The following is a 25,603-nucleotide window of genomic DNA, read 5'->3' as shown; positions in this document are numbered from 1 at the left end:
CGTTAAAACGAATCCAGGCCAACACAACACATACAATCCCTGATACCACCAAGACAGACGGGATCCGGATATCACTTCGAAATTTAATGCCAGAGTAAGCACAGTCAATAGATATCGAGCAAAGGAGGGTTACCATTCTGAAATGATATCCTATGCCTTTCCTTACTTCTTCATTCACTTTTTACTCCCAGCCATCCATAGACCTACAGCTGCGAAAACAGCTCCAGCTCCCATCATCACCCCTTGAACGGCATCCTTCACTACAGAGCCTTCTCCACTGATGACTGATGCTAACAATAGAACAACTACTCCTGCACTCATTAACTTATAGGACTTTGTATTTAATTGATTAATCATATTAACTACCTCCATAGTGTGTATTTGAATTATTTTTAATTTTATGCCCACTACAACATTATTCTAGCCAAGAGGTTATATTACGTTGTTTTAGGTAAATAAATATGCATAAATATACATTTCTCATAAATTTTGAAAATACTTTCACTAATTTTGACAACACACTGCAGCTGCGTAGTTTGAAATATTAAATCTTGTACGCCTTCATCGCTTTAAACAACTCTTTGAAGGTTGGACGTTTGCCGTACATCAGTACGCCCGTACGATAGATTTTAGCTGCAAGCCAGCCAAAGACCAGAATGGATACAGCCAGAATGGCAAGAGACGTCAGAATCTCCCAGGTCGGTGCAACGCCTGCCCCGATCCGTACCAGAATTGCTGTTGGTGATGTGAACGGAATGAAGCTTGCAACTTTGAGCAATAAAATATTCGGTGCAGAGATGCTGAAGAGTGCAATGTAGAAGGATACCAGGGACAGCATCGTGATTGGCAGAACTGCCTGCCCCAGCTCTTCCGTACGGCTGACCATGGAACCAACGGCTGCGAATAGCACTGCGTACAGGAAGTAACCCAGGATATAGAAGATCAATCCATACACAATCACAGCAACATTAATGTCGCTAACACTCAAATTGAAATCATCCAGTACTGCGCGGTTGTGCGGTAATAGAATATTTCCCGCAATAACGGCTCCGAAGATGCCGATCTGTAACATACCTACCATGAAGATACCGATAATTTTACCAAACATCTGACTGAGCGGAGATACACTCGTGATCAGAATCTCCATGATCCGTGAGCTTTTCTCTGCTGTGATCTCGGAAGCAATCATATTACCTGTCATCATCGTAGATGTGAACAGCAAGATGATTAACAAGTACACGACGATATAGTTGATTGGGCTCATTGATTTTTCCGCACCAGCTCCAGCCTCACCATCATCGGCGCTTAGACTCTCTGCAGTCAGCTTCACAGGTGTTGTAATCAATGCCTTCTGTTCAGGTGTCAGTACATCCTTGACTACGACATCCAGCTTCACAGTTTGCAGAGCAGATTCAATAGCCGTAGTAATCTGAGGTGAAATGTCATCTGTGGAATATAAAACAGGCTTCGGAAACTCCTGTCCTGCTACCATTTCAAGTTTCAAATAACCATCAATCAGGCCTGCTTTCGCATCTTGTTTCAATGCGGCTTCATCCTTATCACCACTCACGATGAAACGATACGCCTGATTTCCCTGAGCAGCCGAGAAGTCTTCCAGTTTCTGTGCTACATCCTGCTGCTCCGTGGTTAGGAGACCGATGTTGACAGGATTACTACTTGAAGCTCCTCCACCAATGGAGCCGCCATTAAATAAGGTAATGAAATATGGAACATTGAGTCCAATCGATATTAAAAGTGCAAGTACAATGGTGGTAACCATAAACGACTTCGTTTTTACTTTGTTTTTGAATGTGAAACCTGTAATTGTGCCCATTTTATTCATTCGACTCACCTACCTCACGAATAAAGATTTGGTTAAGCGTTGGTTCCTTAATCTCAAAATGCTCCACAGTCGTCTGTGCCATTGCCGTTTTCAAAATTTCCTGAGCCGCAGCGACCTCACTGACCTGAATCTGATATCCACGTTCGTTTTGCTCCACTCGTTTCACACCTGCCAGCTGCTCAAGTCCTTCTACCTGTCCAAGAGTACTGAGGTACACTTGTTCACGCGGATAACGGCTCTTAATCTCCTTAATCTCACCTTGCACTACCGTGTTAGAACGATGAAGTATCGTGATCTGACGACACAATTCCTCAACATGTTCCATCCGGTGTGTAGAGAACAAAATGGCTGTACCTTCATCACGCAATTCTTTAACCGTTGATTTAAGCAACTCTACGTTAACTGGATCAAGTCCACTAAAGGCTTCATCCAGAATGAGAATCTGCGGTCTATGTACCACCGCGGCTATAAAGCCCATTTTCTGCTGGTTTCCTTTGGATAATTCCTCGATTTTTTTATCATAATACTCAGGCACTTCGAAACGCTTCAGCCAATACTTCAGACTCTCATCGGCATCCTTGGCTTTCATTCCGCGGAGGCGTGCCAGGTAATTAATCTGTTCGCTAACTTTTACCTTGGGATACAATCCGCGTTCTTCGGGCAAATATCCCATAATCTGTTGCAGCTCCGTATTATATGGCTTCCCGTTGTACAGAATGTTACCTCCATCCGGGTGGATTAGACCGAGCACCATGCGCATCGTTGTTGTTTTACCGGCGCCGTTCGCTCCAAGCAATCCGTAAATCTCGCCCTCTTTTACATTAAGCGTAACTCCATTGACAGCTGTTTTGTCTGCGTACTGTTTGACGACTTGCTTTAATTCCAATCGGTTCATTCAGAATCGTCTCCCTTCGGTTATCTCCACTGTACGGGTGCATACCCGGCAATCCAATATTCCAGCACTTCTCCCAGTTCCAAATTACGGATTTTGAGCACCTGATGATTGGACAACTCCAACCTCTCCTGCGCTTCACTCACCCGGGTTGTAATCACACGGATCAGGCCATTCTCTTCCTGAAAAGATTCAACTACACCAGGAATATTCTCGGGCCGCAAATCCCCTTCATACCAGATCTCCTTCCACTGCTCAAGCACAAGGTCTTTCTCCGCCATACCCAGAACCTGCCCGCGGTGCATCAGTACGATGTAATCTGCCAGCCGCTTCACTTCATCTGCAATATGCGTGGCAATCAAAATGGTTGTGTCTCCACCTTCCATATAATCGCGGAACTGCTCCACCATTACCTTCCAAGCAAAAGGATCAAGACCGGACGAAGGTTCATCCAGAAGAAGGAGTTTAGGACGAGCAGCAAGTGCTGCGGCAATTTCAAACTTCCTTCGTTCTCCCTTGGACATCTTGGTCAGCTTCACATCACTTGGCACGTCCATGTCTGTTATAAGCTGTTTGAACAGCTTCATGTCCCACCTTGGGTACCAATGTGATCTAAAATCTGCTGCCTCCTGCGGCGTCATGCGATTCTCTTCAATACCGCTGTTATCCGCCACAAAGCCAATCTGTTGTCTAAGCTCAATCGGAAGTATCCCCGAATGCTTCTCCTGTCCGAACCATATGATCTCACCACTATCCGGTAGTACAACTTGTTGCAACATGTTAAGCAATGTGCTTTTGCCAGAGCCGTTATGCCCTAGAATGGCAACAACATATCCTTCTGGAATCGTGAGATCAATCGGCCCAATAACCCTGCGTTTACGCATCTTGGATACACCATTTAATTGAACAGCTATCGGTTCCACCATACCTCCCCCTCCTTACTTCGAATAATTTGCTCTTAGGGCTTGCCGGAACAAAACTTCCATTTCCTCTTCAGTACACCCCACAGCTTTGCCTGACTGCACTGCAGCTTGCATCGCTTCCTCCGCAGCCTTCAGCCTGTAGTTCTCTCGCTCTCCTGCCTCAACCTGGGCCACAAATGTTCCTGTCCCCTGCTTCGTGCGAAGCAGACCTTCATTCTCCAGATCCTGATAGACACGTCTAACCGTAATCACACTACAATTCAGTGCGCCGGCAAACTCACGAATGGACGGCAAATGTGTCCCCTCCCCAAGTTGACCCGTTATAATTAACGACCTCAATTGATTCTCAATCTGGTGATACAAAGGTTCAGCGCTATTTTCATTTATTTGAATGGGTATCTTCACATCTTGCACCTCGCCCTCCGGTACACTTCATTCACTTACCTGAACGTGCCGGTTTCATCCTATATTCTTTTTATCAATAATTCTGCTGCCTTCTAACTCAAATCTCTCAAGGCAAGCTTCTTCAGCGTCAATCGACTGAACCCCCATAATGCCGCCAAACCTGCAACCACCGAAATCCACATGATCGGGGATAACAAACCCCACAGTTTACTGTATTGAATAACGTACCAGAATCCATAAGTGCCCGAGAGACGGATCAGCACAGATATCACAACGGCGACCGGTAAGAACATAAAGCTGAGCAACAAATATTTTTTACCACTGAACAGAAACTCTCCGTAAATATATAATCCCGTAATTAGAAGTCCATATCCTGTGCAGCTCAGCGCAAAGGCTAAATACTGATCCCATGTGAAACTCATAGTGTGCAGTCTGACCGCATATAATGCTCCGTAGAAAAAGAGTCCATTATATGCAAACGCAATCAGTGATTGCTGCAATCTCGACCACATCACCGCCTCATTCGAAATCGGAAGCCTTCGGTAATAGGCCAGCATCTGTGTATATGAATCTTCCTGTATGTAGCGAAAGGAACGTCTGGAAAAAAGAAATCCCTGAAACGGCAGCATAATTAAAAAGAACGCATCCACTACCGGGTTAATAAAATTACTCTGTTGCTGTCCTATCAGCATCACGCCGCTCATACTGCCTGTGTAGATCATAAATATGGCAGACCATAACCACTGCAGCTTATCCTTTCTATACTCGTTACGGGTTAACCACCACGCTTGCTTCCATGCATCCATATCTATGCCTGCCTTTCAACTGTCTTCCTTCTTCTGGTTTACTGTGCTTTTGTTTTGATCACTGTGATTACTGTATATATCAATATACACAGTATACAGACCTATCCATTGTCCCGTCAACCCCTTTTTTTCCTGAATCAGGAAAGTAGGATAGGAAAAGAATCCATTCTGCGATAAAATAAACACAGCGATTTTAGTTGAGAGGAATGATCATACGATGGGATGGCTTATTGAGCCCGTACTTGTTTTCATATTCATCCTTGCGATGATCTGGCTCATCATTCGCAGCGAGCCAGGTCGGGTTCAGAGCAAAAGTGAGGTCAAAAGGCATTCTAGACAGTCTGGACATCATCATCATTCGTCTGGATCTGCTACGTCTTCTTCGATGATAAGTTCTGACTTTCCAACAGATTCTCATCACAGGCATAATCATGACCACCGACCTCACCTCGATCACAAACATCACGATACGGATTCTTCTTCCGGGTCCCATCATCATTCTGGCAGTGATCACGGAAGCAGTGACAGTGGCGGGGATAGTGGTGGAGGTGGAGATAGCGGAGGCGGCGGAGATTAGCGGCCTATCGCGATCAAAAAAAGAGCTGTACCCGGCACTGTGAACAAATCACAGAAGGGTACAGCTCTTTCACTCTCTTTCTTTTCCGGTCACCTGATAGCAGAAGAGGCTCATGTTTTACACGAGGTTGTAGCCTGTTGGCAAGCTGCGGTTTCTACGAATGGCGCGAATCTCAGCCAGAGTGAGACGCTGATTGGTGGAGATCAACGACTCTACATCTTCGCCGCGGATCAAGTCATCCAAATCTCTCAGATTGGTGTTCCCGCGATAGACACGGAAGCCGCCCTGGAAGTTTGGCCGTGTAAACAGCACAAGTGTTGCATTCGAACTCGTTGAAAAGAAGCGCAGGCTCTCAACCCCGTCCAAAATATTGTCCAGGTTGCGAAGTCCTGTGTTACCACGATAAATGCGGCTTCTTCCTCTGTAGTTCTCTTCGGAATACACGGTAAGACGAGGATACGTTTGACTGATGCTGACTGTTTTTTTCATTTGGTTCCCCCCTCTCAAACTCATTCTATGAATGAATAAGAGAGATGGCATGGACGAATCATCTGCGAGATTCATCCATTTAAGCGCCGAGGATAACTTCCCATACCGGACTGGTATGTCCTCCCGGATAGAGCAGATATAACAACACATATACCACCGTACCTGTCAGTGCGGAGCCAAACCAGATGATGGAGGTGAATTTCCCCCAGCGGCGATGTTTTCCAAAATTCTTTTTGAAACCAAGTACCAGAGTCGAGATACCGAATACAGCGGCAACGGTAGCCAGAATGATATGAAAAATCAGAAAGATGCGGTAAAAGATCTCCATATCCGGGTCTCCGCCCCAAGCCGTATTACCAACAAATACAGTGCGGGACATGTAAATTACAAAAAAGATTAGAGCTGCGATCGCTCCCGCTACCATGGCAGACTGGTGTGCTTCTCGTTTGCCACGAATAATTAAAGCCCAGCCAATCGCCACAAGTATCGCACTAAGCACAATGAAAGAAGTACTGATTGTAGGTAGCCAAAAATACATATCCATCGTGTGTTCCCCCTTTTGTCGTCACATTAAACTCACGATTTGGCGGCCGGATTGAGCGGCCCCTGCTCATTACCACCACCAGCAGGCGAGAGATCATCATCCTCTTCCTGTCTCTCTTTCCGATACCACTGAGAAAACACATAAGCCAGCATGGACACAAAGATGCCCTCCTGAATAAATTTCATGAGAATCCCGCCCACCTGCTGATCCTCCTTCGTGGAAGACAGAACATTAAAGAACCCCGGCCCCCCGAATGAACGAAGAATCGCCGAAGAGTCACCCGATACGCAATACCTCATCGCTTCAGCCCATACAGCTGGATTGCTATACGTCTGATACAGCGGTTCGGAGGCAAAAATAATCAATCCACATGCAGGCGTTAATAACACCATGTTCAAAAAGATAAATCCAACCTTCGACAAACCTGACGCTTGTCTACCCTCTGGCAGAGGGTTAAGTAACGTCCACCACATCAGCATGGATGTGATAAAAAGTACGATATAATACAACCGGTGAACGGTAAAATTCAACATGACATAATCATGCACAACGGGCAGATGATACAAGGAAAACAGTCCGTTGAACAACACTGCCGCTACAATGGGATGCGCCAGGAAGGCTAGCTTGCGAGTAGGCAGCCAGCGCACAATACCGCGCCATACCCAAGTCGGCAAACCTTTCATCATCAATGGCGGAGCAACAAGGTAGGATAATGCCATGCTCACCATATGGAAACTGAACATCACATGACCTAGTAGATTGAAGGGACCCGCTTGTGCCAGATATAAAACGAATAGACCTGCCAGAAATAATACTTTCTGTCCGGCTGTTGCTGGCTCTGCGTCATGAACTCTCTCGCTGAACGGACCCACTAATACGAGATAGGCTGCAGCGATAATCAAAAATAAAGCAAGAATAAGCGGACTCCATAAGTCGTCAAAACTAAAATATTGCAACCCGAGCATACGGGAAACCTCCCCGTGACCTGTTTTGGTGAACATTTATTTCACTTACCACGATGTCTATACTCTCTTGATGACGGTATCTTGGAACGATCCAGAGATGTACACTCCATCACTCATCATTCACTCGTATAAAAGGGGAAAAGACGGCGGCAATACGCCGCCGCCATCTCTCTTACCACCAGACCCAGAAGAGGGCCATAATAATACATGTAAAGGCTACGAAGAATCCAAAGGCCATAAATAGAATTGGCATCAAGTGGCCTTTGTCCTTCAAGTGCATCCAGTAACCAAGCTGCACAAATACCTGCAGAATGGCCATAACAACCATGATAATAATGGTGAAGGTGGTGTTAACCCCTCCAGCTGAAGCTGCCGCAAATGCGATCAATGTAAGAATGATCGAGAACACAAACACAACAACATGCTTCGAAGGACCTTCTGCACGGTGACGGTGCTTCACCGGCTGTTGATCACTTTGATCCTGAGCGGACATGTGTTACCCCACCTTTCCGAGCAGGTACACGACCGTAAAGATGAACACCCACACAACGTCGATGAAGTGCCAGTACATGGCGGAAACATAGACTTTCGGTGCGGTTACGACCGTTAATCCTTTTCTGAACAACTGCCCGATAATGATTCCGATCCACACAATACCGAAGGCAACGTGGGCTCCATGGAACCCGACCAACGTGTAGAATGCCGAACTGAAGGCACTCGTAGTCATACCAAACTCTTTATGTTTCACATACTCGTAGAACTCGTAAATCTCCAGACCAAGGAATCCCAGCCCCAGAACAACCGTAATCCCCAGCCACAAGGCAAGTGAATTTCGATTCCCTTTGTGCATCGCCTGAATGGCGAATACACTCGTCAAGCTGCTGACCAAGAGAATAAACGTTGCTGCTGCCACAAGCGGCAGATGGAACAGTTCATTCGCCGTAGGTCCATCATTGGTCTGCCCGCGGAGTGCGAGGAAGGTAGCGAAAAGTGTACCAAACAGTACCGTCTCGCCGCCAAGGAACAGCCAGAAGCCAATCAGCTTGTTGCGTCCTTCCAGCGTTGCCTTCTCCGGTTCATGCGGCAACTTGCCATTTACCGGCTCGGCATGTGAGGTTGTCATGTTCTCGCCCCCTTCTCGTCCTGATCCTCGGGTTCAATGTGCCAGCCGTGATCGTCATATAATGAGCGTAGTGCCATCGCACCAAATGTAATGAGAAGACCGATAATAAGCACGATATAATTATTGAAGATGATATTCATGAATTCCAATTCGAATGTGTCTTTGCTGAACATCAGTCCAAGTCCGGCGATAAAAATACCTACCGACATCACAAACGGCAACGGTGTAGCAGATGGCATATGAATGGAACCTACCGGCTCCGCCGGAGTCATCTCCTTGTTGCCTGCCATCTTCTCTTTCCAATATGCATCGATACCACGTACCAGCGGTGTTTGTTTGAAGTTATACTCTGGCGGCGGCGATGGAATCGTCCACTCCAGTGTACGACCGTCTTCCCACGGATCGTTTGGTGCATCGATTGGTTTCTTTGTCGTGATGACGATGTTCACCAGGAAGATAATGACCCCTACGCCCATGAGGAACGCCCCGATGGAGCTGACCAGGTTAAGCAGGTCAAAATCCTGATTCGGCAAGTATGTAACAATCCGGCGTTGCATCCCCATCAGACCGAGGAAATGCTGTACGAAGAAGGTCAACTGGAACCCGATCATGAATGTCCAGAATGTCCACTTCCCGAGTGACTCACTTAGAATACGACCAAACATCTTCGGCCACCAATAATGGAGTCCGGCGAACAATCCGAGTACCAGTCCGCCCACGATAACATAATGGAAGTGAGCTACGACAAAGTATGTGTCATGGAATTGGAAATCTGCCGGGGCAGAAGCAAGCATGACACCGGTAACTCCCCCCATGACGAAGGTAGGTACAAATCCGACAGCAAAGAGGTTTGCCGCCGTAAAGCGAATCTGTCCGCCCCACATCGTGAAGAGCCAGTTGAAAATTTTGATCCCCGTCGGTACAGCAATGAGCATCGTTGAGATCGAGAATAACGCGTTGGCCACGTTACCAAGACCTGTCGTAAACATGTGATGCGCCCATACCATGAAGCCCAGGAAGGCAATCAGGATGGTTGCAAATACCATGGAGCTATATCCAAACAACCGTTTACGCGAGAAGGTTGGAATAACCTCCGAGATAATGCCGAAAGCCGGCAAGATCAGAATGTATACTTCCGGGTGTCCGAAAATCCAGAAGATGTGCTGCCAGAGCACGGGGTTACCGCCGCCTGCAACATCGAAGAAATTCGCACCGAGAATCCGATCAAACGTTAATAATACAAGGCCTACCGTAATGGCAGGAAAAGCAAACAGGATAATGGCGGATGTAATAAACGTAGTCCAAGTAAACATCGGCATCCGCATATAGGACATGCCTGGCGCACGCATGGTGATAATGGTAGCCAGGAAGTTAATCCCCCCGATGAGTGTACCCAAACCGGCGATCTGAAGACCGATCGTATAGAAGTCCACACCGTGTGTTCCGCTATACTCCGAACCGGAGAGAGGTGTATATGCTGTCCAGCCTGCATCCGGCGCGCCTCCCATAACCCAGCTCAGATTGAGCAGTAAACCACCGAACAAAAATGTCCAGAAGCCTAGAGCGTTAACAAAAGGGAAAGCTACGTCACGTGCCCCGATCTGCAATGGTACTACCGCATTCATAATGGCAAAAATAATCGGCATGACGCCAAGGAAAATCATCGTGGTTCCATGCATCGTAATCAATTCGTTAAACACCTGCGCCGATACAAAAGTGTTCATCGGCTTCATCAGTTGAATCCGGATCAATATGGCTTCAATTCCGCCAATGCCGAAGAAAAATCCGCCCGCAATCAAATAAAGAACGGCGATTTTTTTGTGATCGACGGTGGTGATCCAGTCCATCAAGCCCCTGTACCGCTTGACGCTATGCGCATGAGCCAAGGTTGTGTACCCCCTTCTTCATCCTTGCTGTTCTATTCGTAGTCCAATTTGTAATTGGCCAAATACTCGGCAATTCCGTCGATCTCTTCATCCGTCAGTCCCAAACTTTTCGGACTTGGCATCGTATTGCCCGGCTTCACTGCTTGTGGATCATGAAGCCACTCTTTCATGTTATCGAGCACCGGTTTGCCTTCTTCCTGACCTTCACGCTGATTCAGCAAAATGCCTGCAACGGATTCCTTACCACCAATACCTGTAAGGTTCGGTGCAGCAGGTCCGCCTTGGTCACCTACAGCGTGGCAAGAAAGACAGTTTGTTTTGAATTTCTCAGCGAGTTGCGCATCCTCAGGAAGGACAGCAGGTGCCTTCATGGTGTTAACCCAGCGGTCGAAAGATTCCTGACTCACAGCCTTCACTTTGAATTCCATGAATGCATGCGATCTGCCGCATAACTCGGCACATTTACCGCGGTAAACGCCTTCATTCGGAGCTGAGAAGCTGAATTTGTTCAATGTTCCATCCGGGTTTGTGTCCATTTTGCCCGCAAGTGACGGCACCCAGAAGGAATGAAGCACGTCAGCGGTTTTCAATTCGAATGCAATTTTCTTTCCGGTCGGGATGATGAGGTCTTGAGCGGTGGTTATGTCATACTGAGGATAAGTGAATTCCCACCAATACTGATGTGAGGTTACCTGGACCTTAACTGCGTTTTTGTCATTCGTCAGATCTTCACCATGGGCAAAAATCGTCTGCACGGTTGGTACAGCCAAAATAATGACCAGCAGAAGTGGAATGGCTGTCCATATTACTTCCAGTTTGAAGTTTCCTTCAACCTGTTCGGGCACTTCGGTCTGCCCTGCTCGCCTGCGAAACTTGATCAGGACATAGGCAGCAATCGCAAATACAATGATGAGCACCACGATCATAATCGCAATAGACAGCTTCATCAGATCTAATTGGTCTTGCGCCACAGGACCCTGAGGTTTCATTGCCGACAAGTCTTCCCGCCCGCATGCGGATAGCAGCAAAGAGAACACTGCCAGCAAGGGAAGGATTCGCTTTGCAACCTGCCACTGTTTCATCATTGATCTACCCCACTTTTTTACGTTTTCGTAGATTACGGTTGTCGTTCGGTACAAAGCCAACACATGTACGTTTTGCACGATAAACATAATCCTCTTCTTCATATAGAATACTTACAAAAATAACGCTTCCAGTACTCCCGTCATTTCCTGCCCAGGGCATGTCTGCGCATTCTTCCAATTCATTCTATATGCTTCAATCACTTATTAAATATAAGTTGAGGGTATGATTTTGTCAATCTTTGGACACATGTTCACAAATTGTTCACTTTATGTAAAAAACCGCTCTACAACTTGATTTGCAAACGATTTCAGTTTAGATTATTACAATTCGATCCTGAAAAATTTTGCCATATTTCGGTGATAAAATCAGATTTCTTAGCGACTTTTATCACAATAAAAACATGTGATATTATGCAAAAAGATTCTTCCCTCTTTACAGGAAACCATTACCACATCAACTGGAAATGGGTAATTCTGCCCCATGCACCTTCGAGTCGAATTGGCATGGAGCATTCACGACAGTTCTGCATTCTTTCAATCATTCCATTATAGAGTTTTCGTTTCTTCTTTTCTGCATCTGATTGAGTACTTCAAATTCTCAAGATCCATCCGTCAGAATCAATGGTCCGTCCTTGGTAATCGCTACGGTATGTTCATACTGCACGCCCCAGCTTCCATCCAGTGTTCGGACTGTCCAGCCATCATCATCCCATACTACGGCCCCGGAACTCCCCTTCGTGAAGATCGGCTCGATGGTAATGACCATACCTTCGGTGAGCATCATTCCTGTTTTCCGTTTCCCATAAGGCAGCACATTCGGGGGCTCGTGAATGTATTGCCCGATGCCATGACCAATGAGCGGTTTCACAATCCCGTATCTATACAACCTTGCGGTTCGTTCAATCGCGCTTCCGATGTCTCCTAGTGTTTTACCGGGAACAGCCTGCGCAATGGCTTTGTAAAGCGCTTTTTCCGTACGCTTCATGAGCCTGCGGATGGATCTGCTTGGTTCATCTATGGCATATGTCCAGGCCGAGTCAGCAAGCCAGCCGTCTTTGTTCACCACCATATCAATGGTCACAACATCTCCACTTGCAAGCGCCTGGCTTCCAGGAAACCCGTGACAGACCACTTCGTTAACGGAGGCACATGTCGCGTAGGGATATTCTTTATATCCCTTTTGCTCGGGTGTAGCCCCATGATCTGCGAGAAATGTCTCCACATGTTCGTTAATCTCCGCTGTTGTTGTGCCTGGAACCATATACTTCTCGATATGCTGATGGCAGCTTCGTAATATCCGTCCCGCTTCCCGCATGTAACCAATCTCTTCTTTGGTTTTCAATATAGGGTCCACATGCCTTCATCCTTCCTGCTATAGGTGTACTCCATATATATGCAAGAGACACGGAACAAAGCCCCTAAAGTGATACCAGAGTCCAAGATCATATAGATACATGCTAATTCCGTCCGCAAACGCAAAAAAAACCGTCTGCCGGAGCTTAAGCCCGAGAGACGGTTCTATTCATATCGGAACAGTATAATCAGAGTTGGTGTTGTTTCAGGACACGGAAGAATCCATCTTGACAAGCTCATGCTCAACTACAGAAGTCAATTCTTCCTCGTATCCACCCGTAATCCGGTATTTTCTCACATACTCCTTCACGAATTTTTTTGGATCTTTAGGACGGAAAATCCGAGTCATTTCCCTCAAACTTTCTTTGACCTCATTGTGACCTTTCGTTGCCATTGTAATTCCCTCCCAAAACGTTGAAAGTGAATGCTCCGTTTAGAGAACGCCGAATAAGTCTTAAATGCCATTCATGAAGTTGTGTGCGCGGCTTAAAGCAAGCTTTAGGTCGGGAACCTCGCCGAATAGCAAGTACCTGACACTATAAATACCCGATATGATTCAGGTTGAATCATAATCTTATTGTATCATATTCGGAACCTCGTTACGACTTGACGATTTTTCCTAATATATATAACGGTTTTACTGCCCAAAAAGTTTAATTCCGAATCATATTTTATAAAATGTTTTTTCTATACGGATTAATTTAACCAGCATAACCCCTAACTATTCGGGGGATATTATCTTGGATCACTAAATCAGTTAACTATATGGAACTAAAAGGAGGACCTGTTATGGAGCGCAAAGAACAGGATATGCTGCCCCTTTCGCATGAAAAAGTAGAGGTCGACGGCGTTTATATCAATGAAGCTGGACAGGAAGAGCACCTGCACCGAGGTCAAGATTTCCCCGCCGATCCCGTACTCGGCAAGACCGAATGGAAGTTGACAGAGTATGCCTTTGATAATCATCACGATGGGAAAACCGATGAACGTCTGGTGCCTAAGAAAGATGATGAGGATAAAAAGGGCAAAATCACCAGTCCTCGCAGACAAATTCAAACTTAGTCCACTCATCGGTTCAGTTCTGTCCAGCTCCTACATAGCCTATATAAAAAGGACAAAGGAGGCTGGGCCGAATGTCTCCCATGAAGTCGTCCAGCGGTCTGGATGAAAATATAGCCGGCATGTTGTGTTACTTATTCACGTTTGTAGGTGGAATCATTTTTCTTGCTGTAGAGAAACGCAGTCGATTTGTGTTATTCCATGCCCTTCAATCCGTGACAGTTTTTGGTCTCATCATGGTCGGGCATGTGTTGTCGACCTTTCTCCCGCTGTTCGGCCCTCTTGTAGCTTCACTGTTATCCCTGCTTGGTGTAATCGTATGGCTACTAACGGTAGTTACCAGTCTGCAGGGAAAATGGCTCAAACTGCCTTGGGTCGGTGATTTTGCCGAGAAGCAAATGAGACACCTTTAATGTCACAAAGAACAAAAAAACACCGTAACAAGGGGCTCTGCCGACCCCGTTGTTGCGGTGTTTCCTGTGTGTATATTATGTTAACTGTTTAACATTAAGGTTAACTTGTACTTCATCTCATTGATATTTTATGAGGTAAATAATATAAGTAATGAATCATTCATATCCTGACTCAACATGCGTTATGCCATGAATAATTCATCATGTACGCTTTACATAACAACCCTTCTGACCAAGTATCAGAGTGAAGGTACTTTTATGCAGACTTGCTGTTTTCCTGGGCCATCTCATCTGTATGCTGTGCACCCAATTGGGCAGCAGTTTCTTTGCTTCCGAGGCCATTAAACAACAGATTCATGAAGATTGCCGTAAAGCTACCTGCAATAATGCCATTACCCAGCATAATTTGAGCCCAGGCTGGTGCACCTGCGAACAACTGTGGTACCACCGTTACCCCCAGCCCCATGCCAATAGAACATGCAATGATGAACAGGTTCTCATGACGGTTCAGGTCCACCTGAGTGCCAATGATGCGGATACCCGACGAAATCACCATACCGAACAATGCCACCATAGCACCGCCAAGCACTGAGCCAGTGCAGCAATTTTCGGTACAAAGCCAATAACGATCAGCAAACCGCCTGCGACAACGATGACATCACGTGTCTTCACACGTGTCATCTGTACAAGCCCTACATTTTGCGAATACGTTGTATAAGGGAATGAGTTAAAAATCCCCCCAAGCACAATAGCCAGCCCCTCTGCACGATATCCACGCGCCAAATCCTTGGAGGTCAGATCCTTGTCCAACATTTTGCCCAGAGCCATAAATACGCCCGTAGATTCGGCCACACTGACAATCGCGACCAGAATCATCGTCAGAATAGGAACAATCTCAAAGGTTGGTCTTCCGAAATAAAATGGCTGAACCATATGGAACCAGCTTGCATCAAGAACGGGAGCAAACTTCACCTCACCCATGAAGCCAGCAGCCACTGTGCCAACGAAAAGTCCTATCAGTACAGAGATCGAGCGTACAAAACCTGTTGTGAAACGTGTCATTAATATGATGAAAATGAATACTCCGAAACCTAGCAGCAAATGCACACTGCTACCAAAATCCGCCGCATTCTGACCCCCACCCAAATCGGTGAATGCAACGGGAATCAGTGTCAGACCAATAATGGTGACCACAGAACCTGTAACAACTGGCGGAAAGAGCCGAATGAGTTTGCCAAATAAACCGGAGAAAATCAGAACGAACAGACCGGAAGCAATAATGGCACCGTAGATAGCAGATACGCCACTGCTCTTCCCGATCATAATCATCGGAGATACGGCCTGGAAGGCACATCCCAACATAACTGGCAGTCCAACGCCGAAATATTTATTGCCCCAGACCTGAAGCAGTGTAGCTACACCGCAGGCAAGCAGGTCGATCGCAATCAAATAGGTTAGTTGCTCTTGGGTAAATCCGAGCGCGCTACTGACAATAAGCGGTACAATGACAGCTCCGGCATACATTGCAAGTACGTGCTGCAAGCCGAGTGAAAAGGTTTTGGCCGGATGCCGGTGACGTTGAAAAATACGTTCGCGTGCCATACTAGTTTGTGCCCTCCTCATCTGCAAAGGTTACTTGTCCATTGGACAATGCTCCGATGCGAACCAGGGATTCCACGCGGTAACCCGCTTCTTTCAACAGACGGCCTCCGGGCTGGAATGCTTTTTCAATCACGATCCCGATGCCAACGACTTCCGCGCCAACCTGTTCTACAATGCGAGCCAAGCCAAATGCAGCTTCGCCGTTCGCCAGAAAATCATCAATGATCAGCACGCGGTCGCCAGGGTTCATAAACTTCTTCGCTACTGTGATTTCATTCGTCTCCTGTTTGGTAAAGGAATACACTTTCTCCACCAAAATATCTTCGGTTAGGGTAAGTGACTTCTGCTTACGGGCGAAGATCAGCGGAACATTGAGTTCCAGTGCTGTCATAATACCCGGCGCAATCCCGGATGATTCAATCGTCAGCACACGTGTAATGTTCTCCCCTTGAAACCGGCGAATGAACTCTTTGCCCACTTCCTTCATCAACACCGGGTCCATCTGGTGGTTCAGGAATGAGTCTACTTTGAGTACCTGCTCGGACAGGACAATGCCTTCCTGTCTTACTTTGTCTTTTAACAATTGCATCGTTTTCTTCCTCCCAAATGCCCTCTACCGCCATGTACAGTCTGCTCCACAATCTCTCTCCCATGTAAAAAACAAAAAGCCCGCCTGTTCACACCTGCGGGATGAACCGGAGACGGGAAAGACGGACTTGTTCCTGTATGGACAAGCCGTGCGAACACTGTATACGCCACGAGGTGACGCCCAAGGCATACGTAGGTGTATGCCTGACCTCAAACCCGCGCAAAGCGCAGCAGCATCCTTCCCGTAGTCCAATCATTCCGGTGATCGGGTAGAGACATGCAGGCCTATTCCTGCACATATACGAGTAACGGCATATTCAATTCATTTTTCATTTTGGCTTCACGATTCGTATCCATGTATAATTGCGAACCTGAATTAAAAGTGTAATCTCACTGATAATGTTAGAAGTATACCGAATTGGCGGCTTGAAATAAAGAGGTATTTTCATGGAATTTGCGGAAACTATGTTTCTTTTGCATAATGGGGATGATTGATTTTCAATTTTTATGTACAATATGAGAACAAAAGCGTGTCCTGACGGGAATGAACTTGGGGGATGTGCTCAGAATCTAGTCGTTAAAGGAGATTGTTACATGAAAGGCATACTGAAAGAATTTAAGGAGTTTGCTGTTCGCGGCAACGTCATTGATCTGGCGGTCGGTGTAATTATCGGAGCTGCTTTCGGAAAAATCGTTACGTCCCTTGTGAATGATATCATCATGCCACCGGTTGGGAAATTGCTTGGCGGGATTGATTTCAGCCAAAAAATCATTAACCTTGATCCGGATATAAAAACAGCTGGCGGTCAAGATATCACTACACTGGCCCAAGCCAACGAAGCAGGCGCTACCGTCATTGCTTACGGTCAATTTATCAATGTGATGATTGATTTCATTATCGTGGCGTTCTGTATCTTCATGTTGGTTAAAGGCATTAACTATCTGAAGCGTAAAGAACATGCCAAGCCTGAGCCGAAAAAAACAACGAAAGCCTGCAAGTACTGTCTGTCTGAAATTCCGGCTGCAGCTACTCGTTGTTCCCAGTGCACTTCCCAGCTCGAGGCTGAAGGAAGCAACGCTCCGGCATAAGGGTTGGATTTATTGATATGTACAAGAAAATAAAACAATGATGCAGGTTTGATTTTTCATACCGCTATGTATGTTGGAAGCAAAATTAACGGTTATGTAGTCATTGTGGTATGCATATTAAGATATGTTCAAATGTTCAACGCTAGTGGGTTGAAACTTATTATAACTGTGTACATTGCATACACGTATCAAGTACATCAAACCTGCATATGTCCAGGTTCCACCTTAGAGGTGGGACCTTTTTTATTTATTATTTATCTTGCTTCTCAGCCTTGTTTGTCGGTCATGTGCTCTGAACTTAGAAACGTTTGGGCAGCAAGTGTTCCAGAATCGATTTGAGGTCTTTGTCTTCCTTGTAAACCTCTTGTCCGGTATCCAGTTCAGTGACCCGAATGTACTCAAAATTGGCGCTGGCATCCGTCGGTTTAAACAGCAACTGTGCCTCGTCCTCCAGACGAACATGAAAGCCCATGTCTTTAAACATCGTCGTAAGCTGGCTCGTGGCCGGTTCCTGACCTTGCCCTACAAAGATAAGTCCCCTAAGGGCTTTACGCTCCTGAGGTTGCGGATAAATCACCTGAAAGTGTACAATGCATTCCATACAATCGTTCCCCTTTCGTTAAAAAGATACTTTGTGAAATTTTGAACTTTAAATTCTGCTATATAAGGAGATACGTTTCATGACCCCAGAACGTTTCGACATTTATGACGATCAGCAAAAATGGATCGGTACAGCCCCCCGAAACGAGGTTCATGCCAATGGATATTGGCATCGTTCCTTTCACTGCTGGATCGTGCGTGATGCAGGCGACAAGCGCATGGTTCTGTTTCAGCGGCGGCGGGATATTAAAGATACTTTTCCCGGGTACTACGACATCACGGCAGCAGGTCATCTCACAGCCGGTGAACAACTGCAAGACGCACATCGAGAGCTGGAAGAAGAGCTTGGTGTGCATACGTCATTTGATGCGCTGACTTATTTGTTTACAGCTACGCAGCAGCTACAAGGTGAGGTGCGTGGTGTTCCATTTCTGGATCGGGAATTCAGTGCTGTCTATGGTCTGTGCCTGAACCAACCACTGGAGTCCTATGTTCTCCAGGCTAACGAAGTGGATAGTCTCTATGAGGCATCACTGGATGACTTGCTCGCCCTGTTCCGCCAAGAGAAAGATGCCGTGCAGGCATCTGGTGTGCGTGCGCAACAACAGGCATTCATGCAAGAAGGTGAAGCGTTATCTACACCATCAGAGGATGACACATCTTTATCGACATTCCTACGAAATAGTGAATCACTGTCCGAGTTCATCCATGAAATCACAATGACAGCAGCTGACCTTTCGTCCAATCACAGCAATTACAAGCATTCAGCAAGCACTGCACGCCTCATTTGCGAAGTACGCGCGGCGGATTTTGTACCGCATGGCTTCACGTATTATATCGACGTACTCGAAGCGCTGAAACGAGTACACGGGGTCTAGGGCGTGTCTTGAAACCTCTTGAAGTGCATCTTTTCCCCCTTTTTCGCCCGCTGCTACGTCACTTCCCCTTGACGTGCCCTGGCACGCCTTCGGGAAACTTCCTTGCATGGAACAAAAATTCGGCGAAATCTGCTTTCTTCAGTGTTTTCAGACACGCCCTAACTTCATTTTCTCAAAATTAGCATCACTTCATACGTATAACTAATCCCTAGACGAATACCTTCATTATTCAAGTAGCATTACTCCTTAGGTATTCCAGTAGCATTACGCTTTAGGTGTTCCAGAACCATTCCTCTACTATCAACCGGATAGCAGACCAATGCTGTAACAAGCATCACTGCATTCGAGTTCTGAATTGTATCATTGTACCTCTGAACCACCTAGACGTTACGTGATACGTTGAAGATGTTGCTACGGCATATCAGGGAAATATCCCAATATGCACACTCTAACAAGCAAAAGCAAAGTACGAAACAACAAAGTTAGCCTAATCTACGTAAGTCTCATGATGGAACAGAGTAACCTAAAGTGAATGTGCGCTAGCTTAGGCTCAACAAATTCTAACGATCACAGGGAACGTTATTTGCCCCTTTTCGGGGTCTCGTGAAATCTAACGATCACCAGAGACGTTATTTAGACGAAACTGGCTTCATTTGCGCTAAGAAGATGGCTTGGGGACGAAATAGCGTTCCTGAGGATCGTTAGAATCTCAGAAAGGTCGATTTCGCCAAAATAAGGCTTGTGGTGATCGTTAGCGCTCAAACTATCCCGTTTCACCCGCTTCAAAATCTTGCCTTTATAGAAATTGAAGAATAGCTATGAAGAATAGCCCTCTTAAGATGGTCAATGCCTTTATTAACCACAAAAGGACGAGCTGTGAATTCATCATTCGCATCTCGTCCTTTATCGTTTCCATTTTACAGCCACTACTTTAGCTTGTGTCTTGAAAACCACTGAAGTACATCTTTCAGTGCCTCTTCGCCCCCCTGCTGCATCACATTCCCTTGATGTACTCCGGCACGTCTGCGATAAACTTCCTGGTTCGGAACGAAAATGCAGCAAAATGGGATTCCTTCAACTTTTTCAAACAACCCTAGTTTAATGACTAATTTTTATTTTCTTATTCCAACGGTTACTATTCATTCTCTGGTGCAGGGGATGACCAATATCGTGCAGCAATGTCTGCATACCGTCGTCCGTAACGACCTTCCAGTTCCTCACCGATATCCTGCTCCAGTTCATACAGCACCAGTTCTTGTGCAAAATGATTCAGCAGCAATCCGGTCATCACCGGATGCGCTGTGACTACAGCCTGGGTAGGACATGAATCCCCTCGCATACCTAACATGCACCAGCGTCGATCCACAACCAGCGAGAACTTACGCCCGGTGCCCGTGCCATATGATGGTAACCCGGGCAAAGGAAGCGGCTGATCTACCATGCCTTCCCCGCCTTCACAGGACCACAGCAGACGTACTCCGCGAGCCTCAGCTTGCTGTAATTCCTCTCGAAGCAGTTCAGCTTCCTCCCGCCAGACATCCACAACGATCTCATGCCTTGCTGCGGCAAGTTCACGACTGAGGTTTTCAAAAACATTTTTGTCGCCTTCCACATTGTAAAATACAGGCTTCTCCGGCTCGCTCTTCGGCATACTTCGCTCAACGTAATCCAGAGAGGTGTGCATCTGATCCGAGATCATGCGTGTCATCTCTTCAGGTTTCAGCATGCTGTACTTCACAGGCTCTCCCGGACTGCACCGGAGAAATCCCCGTGATTCCAGCCGTTGCAAGGTGGCATATACATTGGAACGGGAGACGCCCAGCCGTTTGGCTACCTCATATCCCGAGGCTGACCCCTGACGGGCTAATTCCACCATAATTTTAGATTCCATCTCGGTGAACCCGAGATGACGTAAATGATGCAGCAGTTGGTCCATATTTCTGTCCCCCCATGCTGTAAGCAACCAGCACTGCCTGACGGCAGCACGTCTACTACATCAGATCAGATCTGCTCGGCTCCGCAACGTGGGCACCACTTCGAGCCTTTTGGCAATTCGGATGCACAAATCTGACACTTCACCATTTCACGAGGTACTTCCGTCTGTACATCCACGGTGTTTACAATCGGATTATTTTCTTTCCAATAGCGAATGCGCTCATCCAGCTCTTGCTGGCGCTCACGTTCCCGCTGCATCTCTTCTTCGCGCCGGCGTTCCCACTCTGCATCGAACGCTTCCTTCTCTTCTTGTGTAAATTCGGTGCCGTTATATCCCGGTTCCGTCTCCAGATCCGCGATCGATGGGATGACCGTATGATACGGCTCGGTTTCTTCGTGTTCTTCCACAGCTGGTGCATCAAAAATCGACTGCTCCGCAACCGGGTTTTGTGCAGCGGCTGCCTCTTGGTTTGCCGTTTTGACGGCTCCTGTAGCCCCTGCAACTCCCGATGCAGATGCAGATGCAGTTGGTTTGGATTCGCCCAGCTTGCGTCCACATTTCGGACAGAAATTGGCATCCAGTGAAGCGACATGTCCGCACTCGCACAGACGTTCATTTTTCAACTCGGCAATCTTGCCGCGCAATGCGTCGATCTCATCCTGTAGTTCGTCACATAGATTAGACAGATCCACCATCTCTTTTTCAGCGAGCGTCATATCCTGTGCACGATAACCTTCATAGAAGATCCGGCCCATATCGGTAAAATGGACTTCCTGTTCCTGTTGCAAGCCCACAATCTGATTGTTCAATTTGCCAATCTCAACAGCGTGCTGTGCTCGCTCTGTTGCTTTGTTTGCTCCGTTTTTGATGCGCTGAAGCAGTTTCATAACCATTCCTCCTCTGTCCCGTCAAAACAATATCATGATCATTCTTCATTAGTTAATAGGTCAGCCATTCGCAATATGCGAAATACCCTAGATATATAACTTATACGATATGAAGCCAAAAAGTTGCGAAAAATCGCGCTGACACCCCATTTTATGCGGATATTGGATCAAAACAGGGGCTTTCATCAAGACCATACGTTCGGTATAATGGAACTTTGGCTCCATATCCATGGAGTACTCCATCTATACCAATGAAACCATAATCCTATATCTCATAGAACTATGACATATGAAATACGTATGATTAACAATTAACTCTATCTTACCAATTTACAATGCGATTGTGAAAAGGGCAAATTCTTTACTTTTGAAAGGATCGTTCGATCCCTGAATGCATACAGAGGTGGATGAAACATGTTAAGTCCGAACTCAACGTTCTACCCCCGTCCGCTGGGGGTGAACCCCGCGTCCTCCCTGCCTCAATCTCCCTCGGCTCCGCTGGAAACCAGCCGGCAGCTTGTGGGAGATGATCAGCAGGACGCCTATTATTTCCGCTCGCTTGAAGAAGCCGGCATCAAACTCAATGGCCCGCAAATCTTGGCCGTTCGCCATGGCAGAGGCCCCATACTTACGCTTGCAGGAGCGGGCTGCGGCAAAACAACTGTACTAGCTGCAAGAGCAGGCTATCTGATGGAGGTCAGCGGTGTACACGCAGGCAGCATTCTGCTCGTGACGTTTACCAACAAAGCTGCCGCAGAGATGAAAGACCGGATTGCTGCCTTACCGGGCATAAGACCTGCTGCGGCAAGAGCCGTACAGGCTCGCACCTTTCACTCGTTTGCGCTGACTTTGCTGCGCCATTACGGTGTGCAGGAAGATATTTTTGGTGAGTCGCGTGCCCAGCATACGGTGCTTAAAATGTTACTGCGCCAGAATGGCATGAGCGAAGCGTTTCAACCAGAGAGTCTGCTAGCGATGTTATCCGCCTGGAAGATGCAAGGTTCAGACACCGCAGATTTGCCGGAGAAAACGCAGGATGAGCGCGATGCCAAGCGGGTATTGCTCGGATACGAAAGCTGGAAGCAGGATCGCGGCAAAATGGACTTTGATGACATCCTGCTGCGCGCGGCTGCGCTGCTTCGTGACCCGGCCGTGTTAAAGCCGCTACAGCGGCGTTTTCAATACATTATGGTGGACGAATTTCAGGATACGAACCGGCTGCAATACGAGATTGTACAGATGCTCGCTGCGGGTCACCGCAATCTGATGGTTGTCGGAGACGATGACCAGACGATCTATACGTTTAACGGCGCACGGCAGGAATCGATTTTGGAATTCGATAAAGTATACCCGGGCGCACGCATCGTGACGCTGGATATCAATTACCGTAGTGATGCACGTATTCTGGGACTCGGCAGTGAGCTGGTCGCCCGCAACAAACGTAGACGGGATAAACGGCTGCGTGCAGCAGGACAGCGCGGGGATGCGCCTCGGTTTGCTACCCCGTCTAACGCCGAGGAGGAAGCCGCCTGGGTTGTGAATCAGATCTGTCAGCAGGTAGAGGAAGGACAATATCCGTATCGGGACATTGCCATCCTGCACCGGACAGCCAGCAGCAGCCGGGCAGTGTTTGAGCAACTGGTACTGAAGGATGTGCCCTTTGTACAACACGGGGCCGCTCCGGTGTTCTATGATCAGTCCCTGATCAAACCGTTGATGGATCATATGCGACTATCCCTGAACCCACGAGCGATGGATGCTCTGCCAAGCGCACTCGGTCCGCTGTATGTGTCCCGAGATGCCGGTCTAGAGTATATCCAGCGCCGTGAGCAGGAGCAAGCCAAGAAATATCCGCTGATCCATCTGAGCAAATGGGACAAGCTGAAACCTTTTCAACAGGAGCAGGTCAAGGAACGCATCAAGCTGATCAAATCTCTGCACAAGCTGAAGCCGATCATCGCGATTCAGGAGATGCGCCGCCAGTTCTACGATAAGTATATGGAAAGCGGCGACCCGACTATTTTTACCCACTATAAGGAAACGATGCTGGAAACACTGGATGAATTCGAAGCGGCTGTCAAAAAGTTCGAAACCGTGGAAGAATTCGTGCAATTCGCAGACGAGCTGTCCCGCAGACATCGCGAGATGGAATCACTGCGCCGGGCGCAGGATAGTGATGCGGTACAGCTCATGACCATTCACCGGGCCAAAGGACTGGAGTTCCCATGTGTGTACTGGATCGGAGCCAGTGAAGGCATTGTTCCGCATAGCACTGCCCTGCGTCAAGATATTCCGGAAGATCAGAAAGCTGCACTTACCGTACAGCAAACCGATGCCGAATTGGATATGGCACTTGAAGAAGAACGCAGACTCGCTTATGTAGCCATTACTCGTGCCAAACAGCATCTATATGTGACATCACCTGCGAGCCATCACGGCAAACCTGCGGACGTGTCACGCTTTCTGCTTGAAGCCTTTGGCATGGAGGTTCCGGGCAAACGTAAACCACGGGAAGAGGCACGCAGCGGCAGCACGTCGTCATCTAGCAATCATGGACACGCAAGCTATAACAGGAACAACAACGGAAATAGCAACAACCGAAGCAGCAACGGAAACTGGAAAAGCATCGGTAACGCTAAAGATGAAGGCAAACGTGAAAATGGTAAGGGTGGTACTGCACAACAAACTTCATCTTATGTGCAGCACGATCGGCAGCGTAGTGCAATCAACCATAAGGATCATCGGGAAATGGAGATGCTGGATGAACGGGATGAAGATCGTCTCAGCGAGAAACGCGGCAGCGGAATTATTCGAGATCATAAAGCATTTAGTACACCCGGACTTCATCCGAAGGCTGCCAGTACAACCATGACTTCGAGCACTTCCCGAAATGCTGATTCTTCTCGAGCAGCTGCGAGCAAAGCTGAGCGTACAGAGACGGTAGCTGTCTGGAAATGTAGCTCGGCTACATGCAAAGCATGGTTGAGACAGAAACCGGCTGTGCCTTCCGGCAAAGCCAAGAAAAAGCCCTCATCAGGGCCTCCGGTCTGTCCACTATGTTCAGGAACGATGATCGCTGGCACTCGGCAGGTTCCGTCGACAAATACTTTTGGGAAATAGGCATACGGAATCTTTCGTTTCAGGGCGCTTACTGCTGTTTATTAACAGTAGAAGCGTCTTTTTTCCAATTGAACAGTGCAAGCGTCTCTTTTTTCAATATCGAAATGGGGGTTGGATTATGGCGGACGGTAAACAACATCTGTATGTATCGGTAACTCATAACCTGATTGAAAAAACGAAGAACGAATCTACACCGTTTGAAGTACTCGTTGATGACGGGCAATTGGCAACTTTGCAGGATCTGATGAAAGTACTTAAGGATGGGGATGATTACTCCTTGCAGCGGGCACCCGTACCTTACAAGTCGGCAGACCATGATGATGGAAATGAACGACTTACAGATGGCGTAACGATGCTGTACACTTTCCTTTACGATCACGGCACACCCGAGACCAGACAAGCCATCGATGGCATGAATGTGCTCCCCAAGCTGCAAGATACCGACTACGATGACCCGGGATACGAGAAGTCACCGATGAATAAATAAAACCAACAAAGACTTCCTCTTCAACAATGCCGAACCAAAAATCGGCTTTTGAA

The 25,603-nt window shown here is 47.1% G+C and carries 26 protein-coding genes, 1 pseudogene and 1 riboswitch; of the genes and pseudogenes, 7 read left to right on the top strand and 20 right to left on the bottom strand.

Features of this window, described 5'->3' with window-relative positions; genetic code table 11:
* Window positions 1–174: 174 nt before the first annotated feature.
* From AC1VYS_RS03135 to AC1VYS_RS03110, 6 genes are all read right to left on the bottom strand, one after another.
* A complete protein-coding gene (locus tag AC1VYS_RS03135; RefSeq protein ID WP_145407867.1) occupies window positions 175–357 on the bottom strand; it encodes a hypothetical protein in 183 nt (60 codons plus the stop codon).
* Window positions 358–544: 187 nt separating this feature from the next.
* The gene (locus AC1VYS_RS03130; protein WP_482914894.1) at window positions 545–1,843 is read right to left on the bottom strand and encodes an ABC transporter permease; all 1,299 of its coding nucleotides are present in this window, start codon (window positions 1,841–1,843) and stop codon (window positions 545–547) included.
* Window positions 1,836–2,738: an ABC transporter ATP-binding protein gene (locus tag AC1VYS_RS03125; RefSeq protein ID WP_090918540.1), complete on the bottom strand. Its 903-nt coding sequence runs from the start codon at window positions 2,736–2,738 to the stop codon at window positions 1,836–1,838. The genes AC1VYS_RS03130 and AC1VYS_RS03125 overlap by 8 nt, the downstream gene beginning before the upstream one ends.
* 20 nt (window positions 2,739–2,758) lie before the next feature.
* Window positions 2,759–3,661, bottom strand: coding sequence for an ATP-binding cassette domain-containing protein (locus AC1VYS_RS03120; RefSeq protein WP_482912959.1), 903 nt, complete (start codon window positions 3,659–3,661; stop codon window positions 2,759–2,761).
* A gap of 12 nt (window positions 3,662–3,673) precedes the next feature.
* Complete coding sequence (locus AC1VYS_RS03115) at window positions 3,674–4,063, bottom strand: GntR family transcriptional regulator (RefSeq protein WP_482912958.1); 390 nt, start codon at window positions 4,061–4,063, stop codon at window positions 3,674–3,676.
* Window positions 4,064–4,155: 92 nt separating this feature from the next.
* Window positions 4,156–4,869 carry a hypothetical protein gene (locus AC1VYS_RS03110; RefSeq protein WP_482912957.1) on the bottom strand — a complete coding sequence of 238 codons (714 nt, stop codon included), beginning with the start codon at window positions 4,867–4,869 and terminating at the stop codon, window positions 4,156–4,158.
* Between the two features lie 217 nt (window positions 4,870–5,086).
* Here AC1VYS_RS03110 and AC1VYS_RS03105 point away from each other — a divergent pair, with 217 nt between their 5' ends.
* Entirely contained in the window at window positions 5,087–5,446 is a 360-nt protein-coding gene (locus AC1VYS_RS03105) for a hypothetical protein (protein WP_482912956.1), read from the top strand.
* A 117-nt stretch (window positions 5,447–5,563) separates the two neighbouring features.
* Here AC1VYS_RS03105 and AC1VYS_RS03100 read toward each other — a convergent pair whose 3' ends face one another.
* The 9 genes from AC1VYS_RS03100 to AC1VYS_RS03060 form a co-directional block, all read right to left on the bottom strand.
* On the bottom strand, window positions 5,564–5,935 hold the full coding sequence (locus tag AC1VYS_RS03100) for a hypothetical protein (RefSeq protein WP_090918546.1): 372 nt from the start codon (window positions 5,933–5,935) through the stop codon (window positions 5,564–5,566).
* A gap of 79 nt (window positions 5,936–6,014) precedes the next feature.
* A complete protein-coding gene (locus AC1VYS_RS03095) occupies window positions 6,015–6,479 on the bottom strand; it encodes a DUF420 domain-containing protein (protein WP_090918548.1) in 465 nt (154 codons plus the stop codon).
* A 32-nt stretch (window positions 6,480–6,511) separates the two neighbouring features.
* Complete coding sequence (ctaG, locus tag AC1VYS_RS03090) at window positions 6,512–7,444, bottom strand: cytochrome c oxidase assembly factor CtaG (protein ID WP_482912955.1); 933 nt, start codon at window positions 7,442–7,444, stop codon at window positions 6,512–6,514.
* 172 nt (window positions 7,445–7,616) lie between these two features.
* Window positions 7,617–7,937, bottom strand: a complete 321-nt coding sequence (locus AC1VYS_RS03085) for a cytochrome C oxidase subunit IV family protein (protein WP_482912954.1) — start codon at window positions 7,935–7,937, stop codon at window positions 7,617–7,619.
* Between the two features lie 3 nt (window positions 7,938–7,940).
* Window positions 7,941–8,567 (bottom strand): cytochrome (ubi)quinol oxidase subunit III, encoded by a 627-nt coding sequence (locus tag AC1VYS_RS03080; protein ID WP_441927094.1) that lies wholly within the window; start codon window positions 8,565–8,567, stop codon window positions 7,941–7,943.
* Window positions 8,564–10,414 (bottom strand): cytochrome c oxidase subunit I, encoded by a 1,851-nt coding sequence (gene ctaD, locus AC1VYS_RS03075; protein ID WP_482914893.1) that lies wholly within the window; start codon window positions 10,412–10,414, stop codon window positions 8,564–8,566. Before ctaD ends, AC1VYS_RS03080 begins: the two co-directional genes overlap by 4 nt.
* Before the next feature lie 71 nt (window positions 10,415–10,485).
* Complete coding sequence (gene coxB, locus AC1VYS_RS03070; RefSeq protein ID WP_441927092.1) at window positions 10,486–11,538, bottom strand: cytochrome c oxidase subunit II; 1,053 nt, start codon at window positions 11,536–11,538, stop codon at window positions 10,486–10,488.
* Between the two features lie 598 nt (window positions 11,539–12,136).
* Window positions 12,137–12,892 (bottom strand): type I methionyl aminopeptidase, encoded by a 756-nt coding sequence (gene map / locus AC1VYS_RS03065; RefSeq protein ID WP_482934469.1) that lies wholly within the window; start codon window positions 12,890–12,892, stop codon window positions 12,137–12,139.
* A gap of 204 nt (window positions 12,893–13,096) precedes the next feature.
* A complete protein-coding gene (locus AC1VYS_RS03060; protein WP_017690840.1) occupies window positions 13,097–13,285 on the bottom strand; it encodes a hypothetical protein in 189 nt (62 codons plus the stop codon).
* Window positions 13,286–13,680: 395 nt separating this feature from the next.
* On the opposite strand from AC1VYS_RS03060, the gene AC1VYS_RS03055 reads away from it, so the two are divergent.
* Window positions 13,681–13,953, top strand: a complete 273-nt coding sequence (locus tag AC1VYS_RS03055; RefSeq protein WP_482912952.1) for a transposase — start codon at window positions 13,681–13,683, stop codon at window positions 13,951–13,953.
* Between the two features lie 71 nt (window positions 13,954–14,024).
* The gene (locus tag AC1VYS_RS03050; protein ID WP_123067295.1) at window positions 14,025–14,363 is read left to right on the top strand and encodes a DUF4870 domain-containing protein; all 339 of its coding nucleotides are present in this window, start codon (window positions 14,025–14,027) and stop codon (window positions 14,361–14,363) included.
* 256 nt (window positions 14,364–14,619) lie between these two features.
* On the opposite strand, the pseudogene AC1VYS_RS03045 reads toward AC1VYS_RS03050, so the two are convergent.
* Both AC1VYS_RS03045 and AC1VYS_RS03040 read right to left on the bottom strand, forming a co-directional pair.
* Window positions 14,620–15,965 (bottom strand): annotated as a pseudogene (locus AC1VYS_RS03045) (nucleobase:cation symporter-2 family protein).
* 1 nt (window position 15,966) lies between these two features.
* Window positions 15,967–16,554 carry a xanthine phosphoribosyltransferase gene (locus AC1VYS_RS03040; RefSeq protein ID WP_482912951.1) on the bottom strand — a complete coding sequence of 196 codons (588 nt, stop codon included), beginning with the start codon at window positions 16,552–16,554 and terminating at the stop codon, window positions 15,967–15,969.
* 224 nt (window positions 16,555–16,778) lie between these two features.
* Window positions 16,779–16,878, bottom strand: a riboswitch (purine riboswitch).
* A gap of 269 nt (window positions 16,879–17,147) precedes the next feature.
* Between AC1VYS_RS03040 and mscL the strand changes: the two genes are divergently transcribed.
* Window positions 17,148–17,642 carry a large conductance mechanosensitive channel protein MscL gene (gene mscL / locus AC1VYS_RS03035; RefSeq protein ID WP_482912950.1) on the top strand — a complete coding sequence of 165 codons (495 nt, stop codon included), beginning with the start codon at window positions 17,148–17,150 and terminating at the stop codon, window positions 17,640–17,642.
* Window positions 17,643–17,940: 298 nt separating this feature from the next.
* Here the strand turns inward: mscL and AC1VYS_RS03030 are convergent, their stop codons facing one another.
* A complete protein-coding gene (locus tag AC1VYS_RS03030; protein ID WP_482912949.1) occupies window positions 17,941–18,243 on the bottom strand; it encodes a hypothetical protein in 303 nt (100 codons plus the stop codon).
* Window positions 18,244–18,322: 79 nt separating this feature from the next.
* Between AC1VYS_RS03030 and AC1VYS_RS03025 the strand changes: the two genes are divergently transcribed.
* Window positions 18,323–19,120, top strand: coding sequence for an NUDIX hydrolase (locus AC1VYS_RS03025; protein ID WP_482912948.1), 798 nt, complete (start codon window positions 18,323–18,325; stop codon window positions 19,118–19,120).
* Between the two features lie 1,135 nt (window positions 19,121–20,255).
* Here AC1VYS_RS03025 and AC1VYS_RS03020 read toward each other — a convergent pair.
* Window positions 20,256–21,056, bottom strand: a complete 801-nt coding sequence (locus tag AC1VYS_RS03020; protein WP_482912947.1) for a TrmB family transcriptional regulator — start codon at window positions 21,054–21,056, stop codon at window positions 20,256–20,258.
* Window positions 21,057–21,121: 65 nt separating this feature from the next.
* Window positions 21,122–21,943: a zinc ribbon domain-containing protein gene (locus AC1VYS_RS03015; protein WP_482912946.1), complete on the bottom strand. Its 822-nt coding sequence runs from the start codon at window positions 21,941–21,943 to the stop codon at window positions 21,122–21,124.
* Between the two features lie 414 nt (window positions 21,944–22,357).
* Between AC1VYS_RS03015 and AC1VYS_RS03010 the strand changes: the two genes are divergently transcribed.
* Window positions 22,358–25,063 carry a UvrD-helicase domain-containing protein gene (locus tag AC1VYS_RS03010; RefSeq protein WP_482912945.1) on the top strand — a complete coding sequence of 902 codons (2,706 nt, stop codon included), beginning with the start codon at window positions 22,358–22,360 and terminating at the stop codon, window positions 25,061–25,063.
* Between the two features lie 118 nt (window positions 25,064–25,181).
* Window positions 25,182–25,550, top strand: a complete 369-nt coding sequence (locus tag AC1VYS_RS03005; RefSeq protein WP_482912944.1) for a hypothetical protein — start codon at window positions 25,182–25,184, stop codon at window positions 25,548–25,550.
* Window positions 25,551–25,603: the final 53 nt, after the last annotated feature.

This window comes from Paenibacillus sp. G34 (assembly GCF_056856875.1).
Note: the sequence above shows the minus strand (reverse complement) of the source record. Positions and strands in the feature narration are given on the sequence as shown.

Bases quoted from the DNA above. Each gene is read 5' to 3' on its own strand.
- AC1VYS_RS03135 (WP_145407867.1), bottom strand. From the start codon at position 357: ATGATTAATCAATTAAATACAAAGTCCTATAAGTTAATGAGTGCAGGA.
- AC1VYS_RS03130 (WP_482914894.1), bottom strand. From the start codon at position 1,843: ATGAATAAAATGGGCACAATTACAGGTTTCACATTCAAAAACAAAGTA.
- AC1VYS_RS03125 (WP_090918540.1), bottom strand. From the start codon at position 2,738: ATGAACCGATTGGAATTAAAGCAAGTCGTCAAACAGTACGCAGACAAA.
- AC1VYS_RS03120 (WP_482912959.1), bottom strand. From the start codon at position 3,661: ATGGTGGAACCGATAGCTGTTCAATTAAATGGTGTATCCAAGATGCGT.
- AC1VYS_RS03110 (WP_482912957.1), bottom strand. From the start codon at position 4,869: ATGGATGCATGGAAGCAAGCGTGGTGGTTAACCCGTAACGAGTATAGA.
- AC1VYS_RS03105 (WP_482912956.1), top strand. From the start codon at position 5,087: ATGGGATGGCTTATTGAGCCCGTACTTGTTTTCATATTCATCCTTGCG.
- AC1VYS_RS03100 (WP_090918546.1), bottom strand. From the start codon at position 5,935: ATGAAAAAAACAGTCAGCATCAGTCAAACGTATCCTCGTCTTACCGTG.
- AC1VYS_RS03095 (WP_090918548.1), bottom strand. From the start codon at position 6,479: ATGGATATGTATTTTTGGCTACCTACAATCAGTACTTCTTTCATTGTG.
- ctaG (WP_482912955.1), bottom strand. From the start codon at position 7,444: ATGCTCGGGTTGCAATATTTTAGTTTTGACGACTTATGGAGTCCGCTT.
- AC1VYS_RS03085 (WP_482912954.1), bottom strand. From the start codon at position 7,937: ATGTCCGCTCAGGATCAAAGTGATCAACAGCCGGTGAAGCACCGTCAC.
- AC1VYS_RS03080 (WP_441927094.1), bottom strand. From the start codon at position 8,567: ATGACAACCTCACATGCCGAGCCGGTAAATGGCAAGTTGCCGCATGAA.
- ctaD (WP_482914893.1), bottom strand. From the start codon at position 10,414: ATGGACTGGATCACCACCGTCGATCACAAAAAAATCGCCGTTCTTTAT.
- coxB (WP_441927092.1), bottom strand. From the start codon at position 11,538: ATGATGAAACAGTGGCAGGTTGCAAAGCGAATCCTTCCCTTGCTGGCA.
- AC1VYS_RS03060 (WP_017690840.1), bottom strand. From the start codon at position 13,285: ATGGCAACGAAAGGTCACAATGAGGTCAAAGAAAGTTTGAGGGAAATG.
- AC1VYS_RS03055 (WP_482912952.1), top strand. From the start codon at position 13,681: ATGGAGCGCAAAGAACAGGATATGCTGCCCCTTTCGCATGAAAAAGTA.
- AC1VYS_RS03050 (WP_123067295.1), top strand. From the start codon at position 14,025: ATGTCTCCCATGAAGTCGTCCAGCGGTCTGGATGAAAATATAGCCGGC.
- AC1VYS_RS03040 (WP_482912951.1), bottom strand. From the start codon at position 16,554: ATGCAATTGTTAAAAGACAAAGTAAGACAGGAAGGCATTGTCCTGTCC.
- mscL (WP_482912950.1), top strand. From the start codon at position 17,148: ATGAAAGGCATACTGAAAGAATTTAAGGAGTTTGCTGTTCGCGGCAAC.
- AC1VYS_RS03030 (WP_482912949.1), bottom strand. From the start codon at position 18,243: ATGGAATGCATTGTACACTTTCAGGTGATTTATCCGCAACCTCAGGAG.
- AC1VYS_RS03025 (WP_482912948.1), top strand. From the start codon at position 18,323: ATGACCCCAGAACGTTTCGACATTTATGACGATCAGCAAAAATGGATC.
- AC1VYS_RS03020 (WP_482912947.1), bottom strand. From the start codon at position 21,056: ATGGACCAACTGCTGCATCATTTACGTCATCTCGGGTTCACCGAGATG.
- AC1VYS_RS03015 (WP_482912946.1), bottom strand. From the start codon at position 21,943: ATGAAACTGCTTCAGCGCATCAAAAACGGAGCAAACAAAGCAACAGAG.
- AC1VYS_RS03010 (WP_482912945.1), top strand. From the start codon at position 22,358: ATGTTAAGTCCGAACTCAACGTTCTACCCCCGTCCGCTGGGGGTGAAC.
- AC1VYS_RS03005 (WP_482912944.1), top strand. From the start codon at position 25,182: ATGGCGGACGGTAAACAACATCTGTATGTATCGGTAACTCATAACCTG.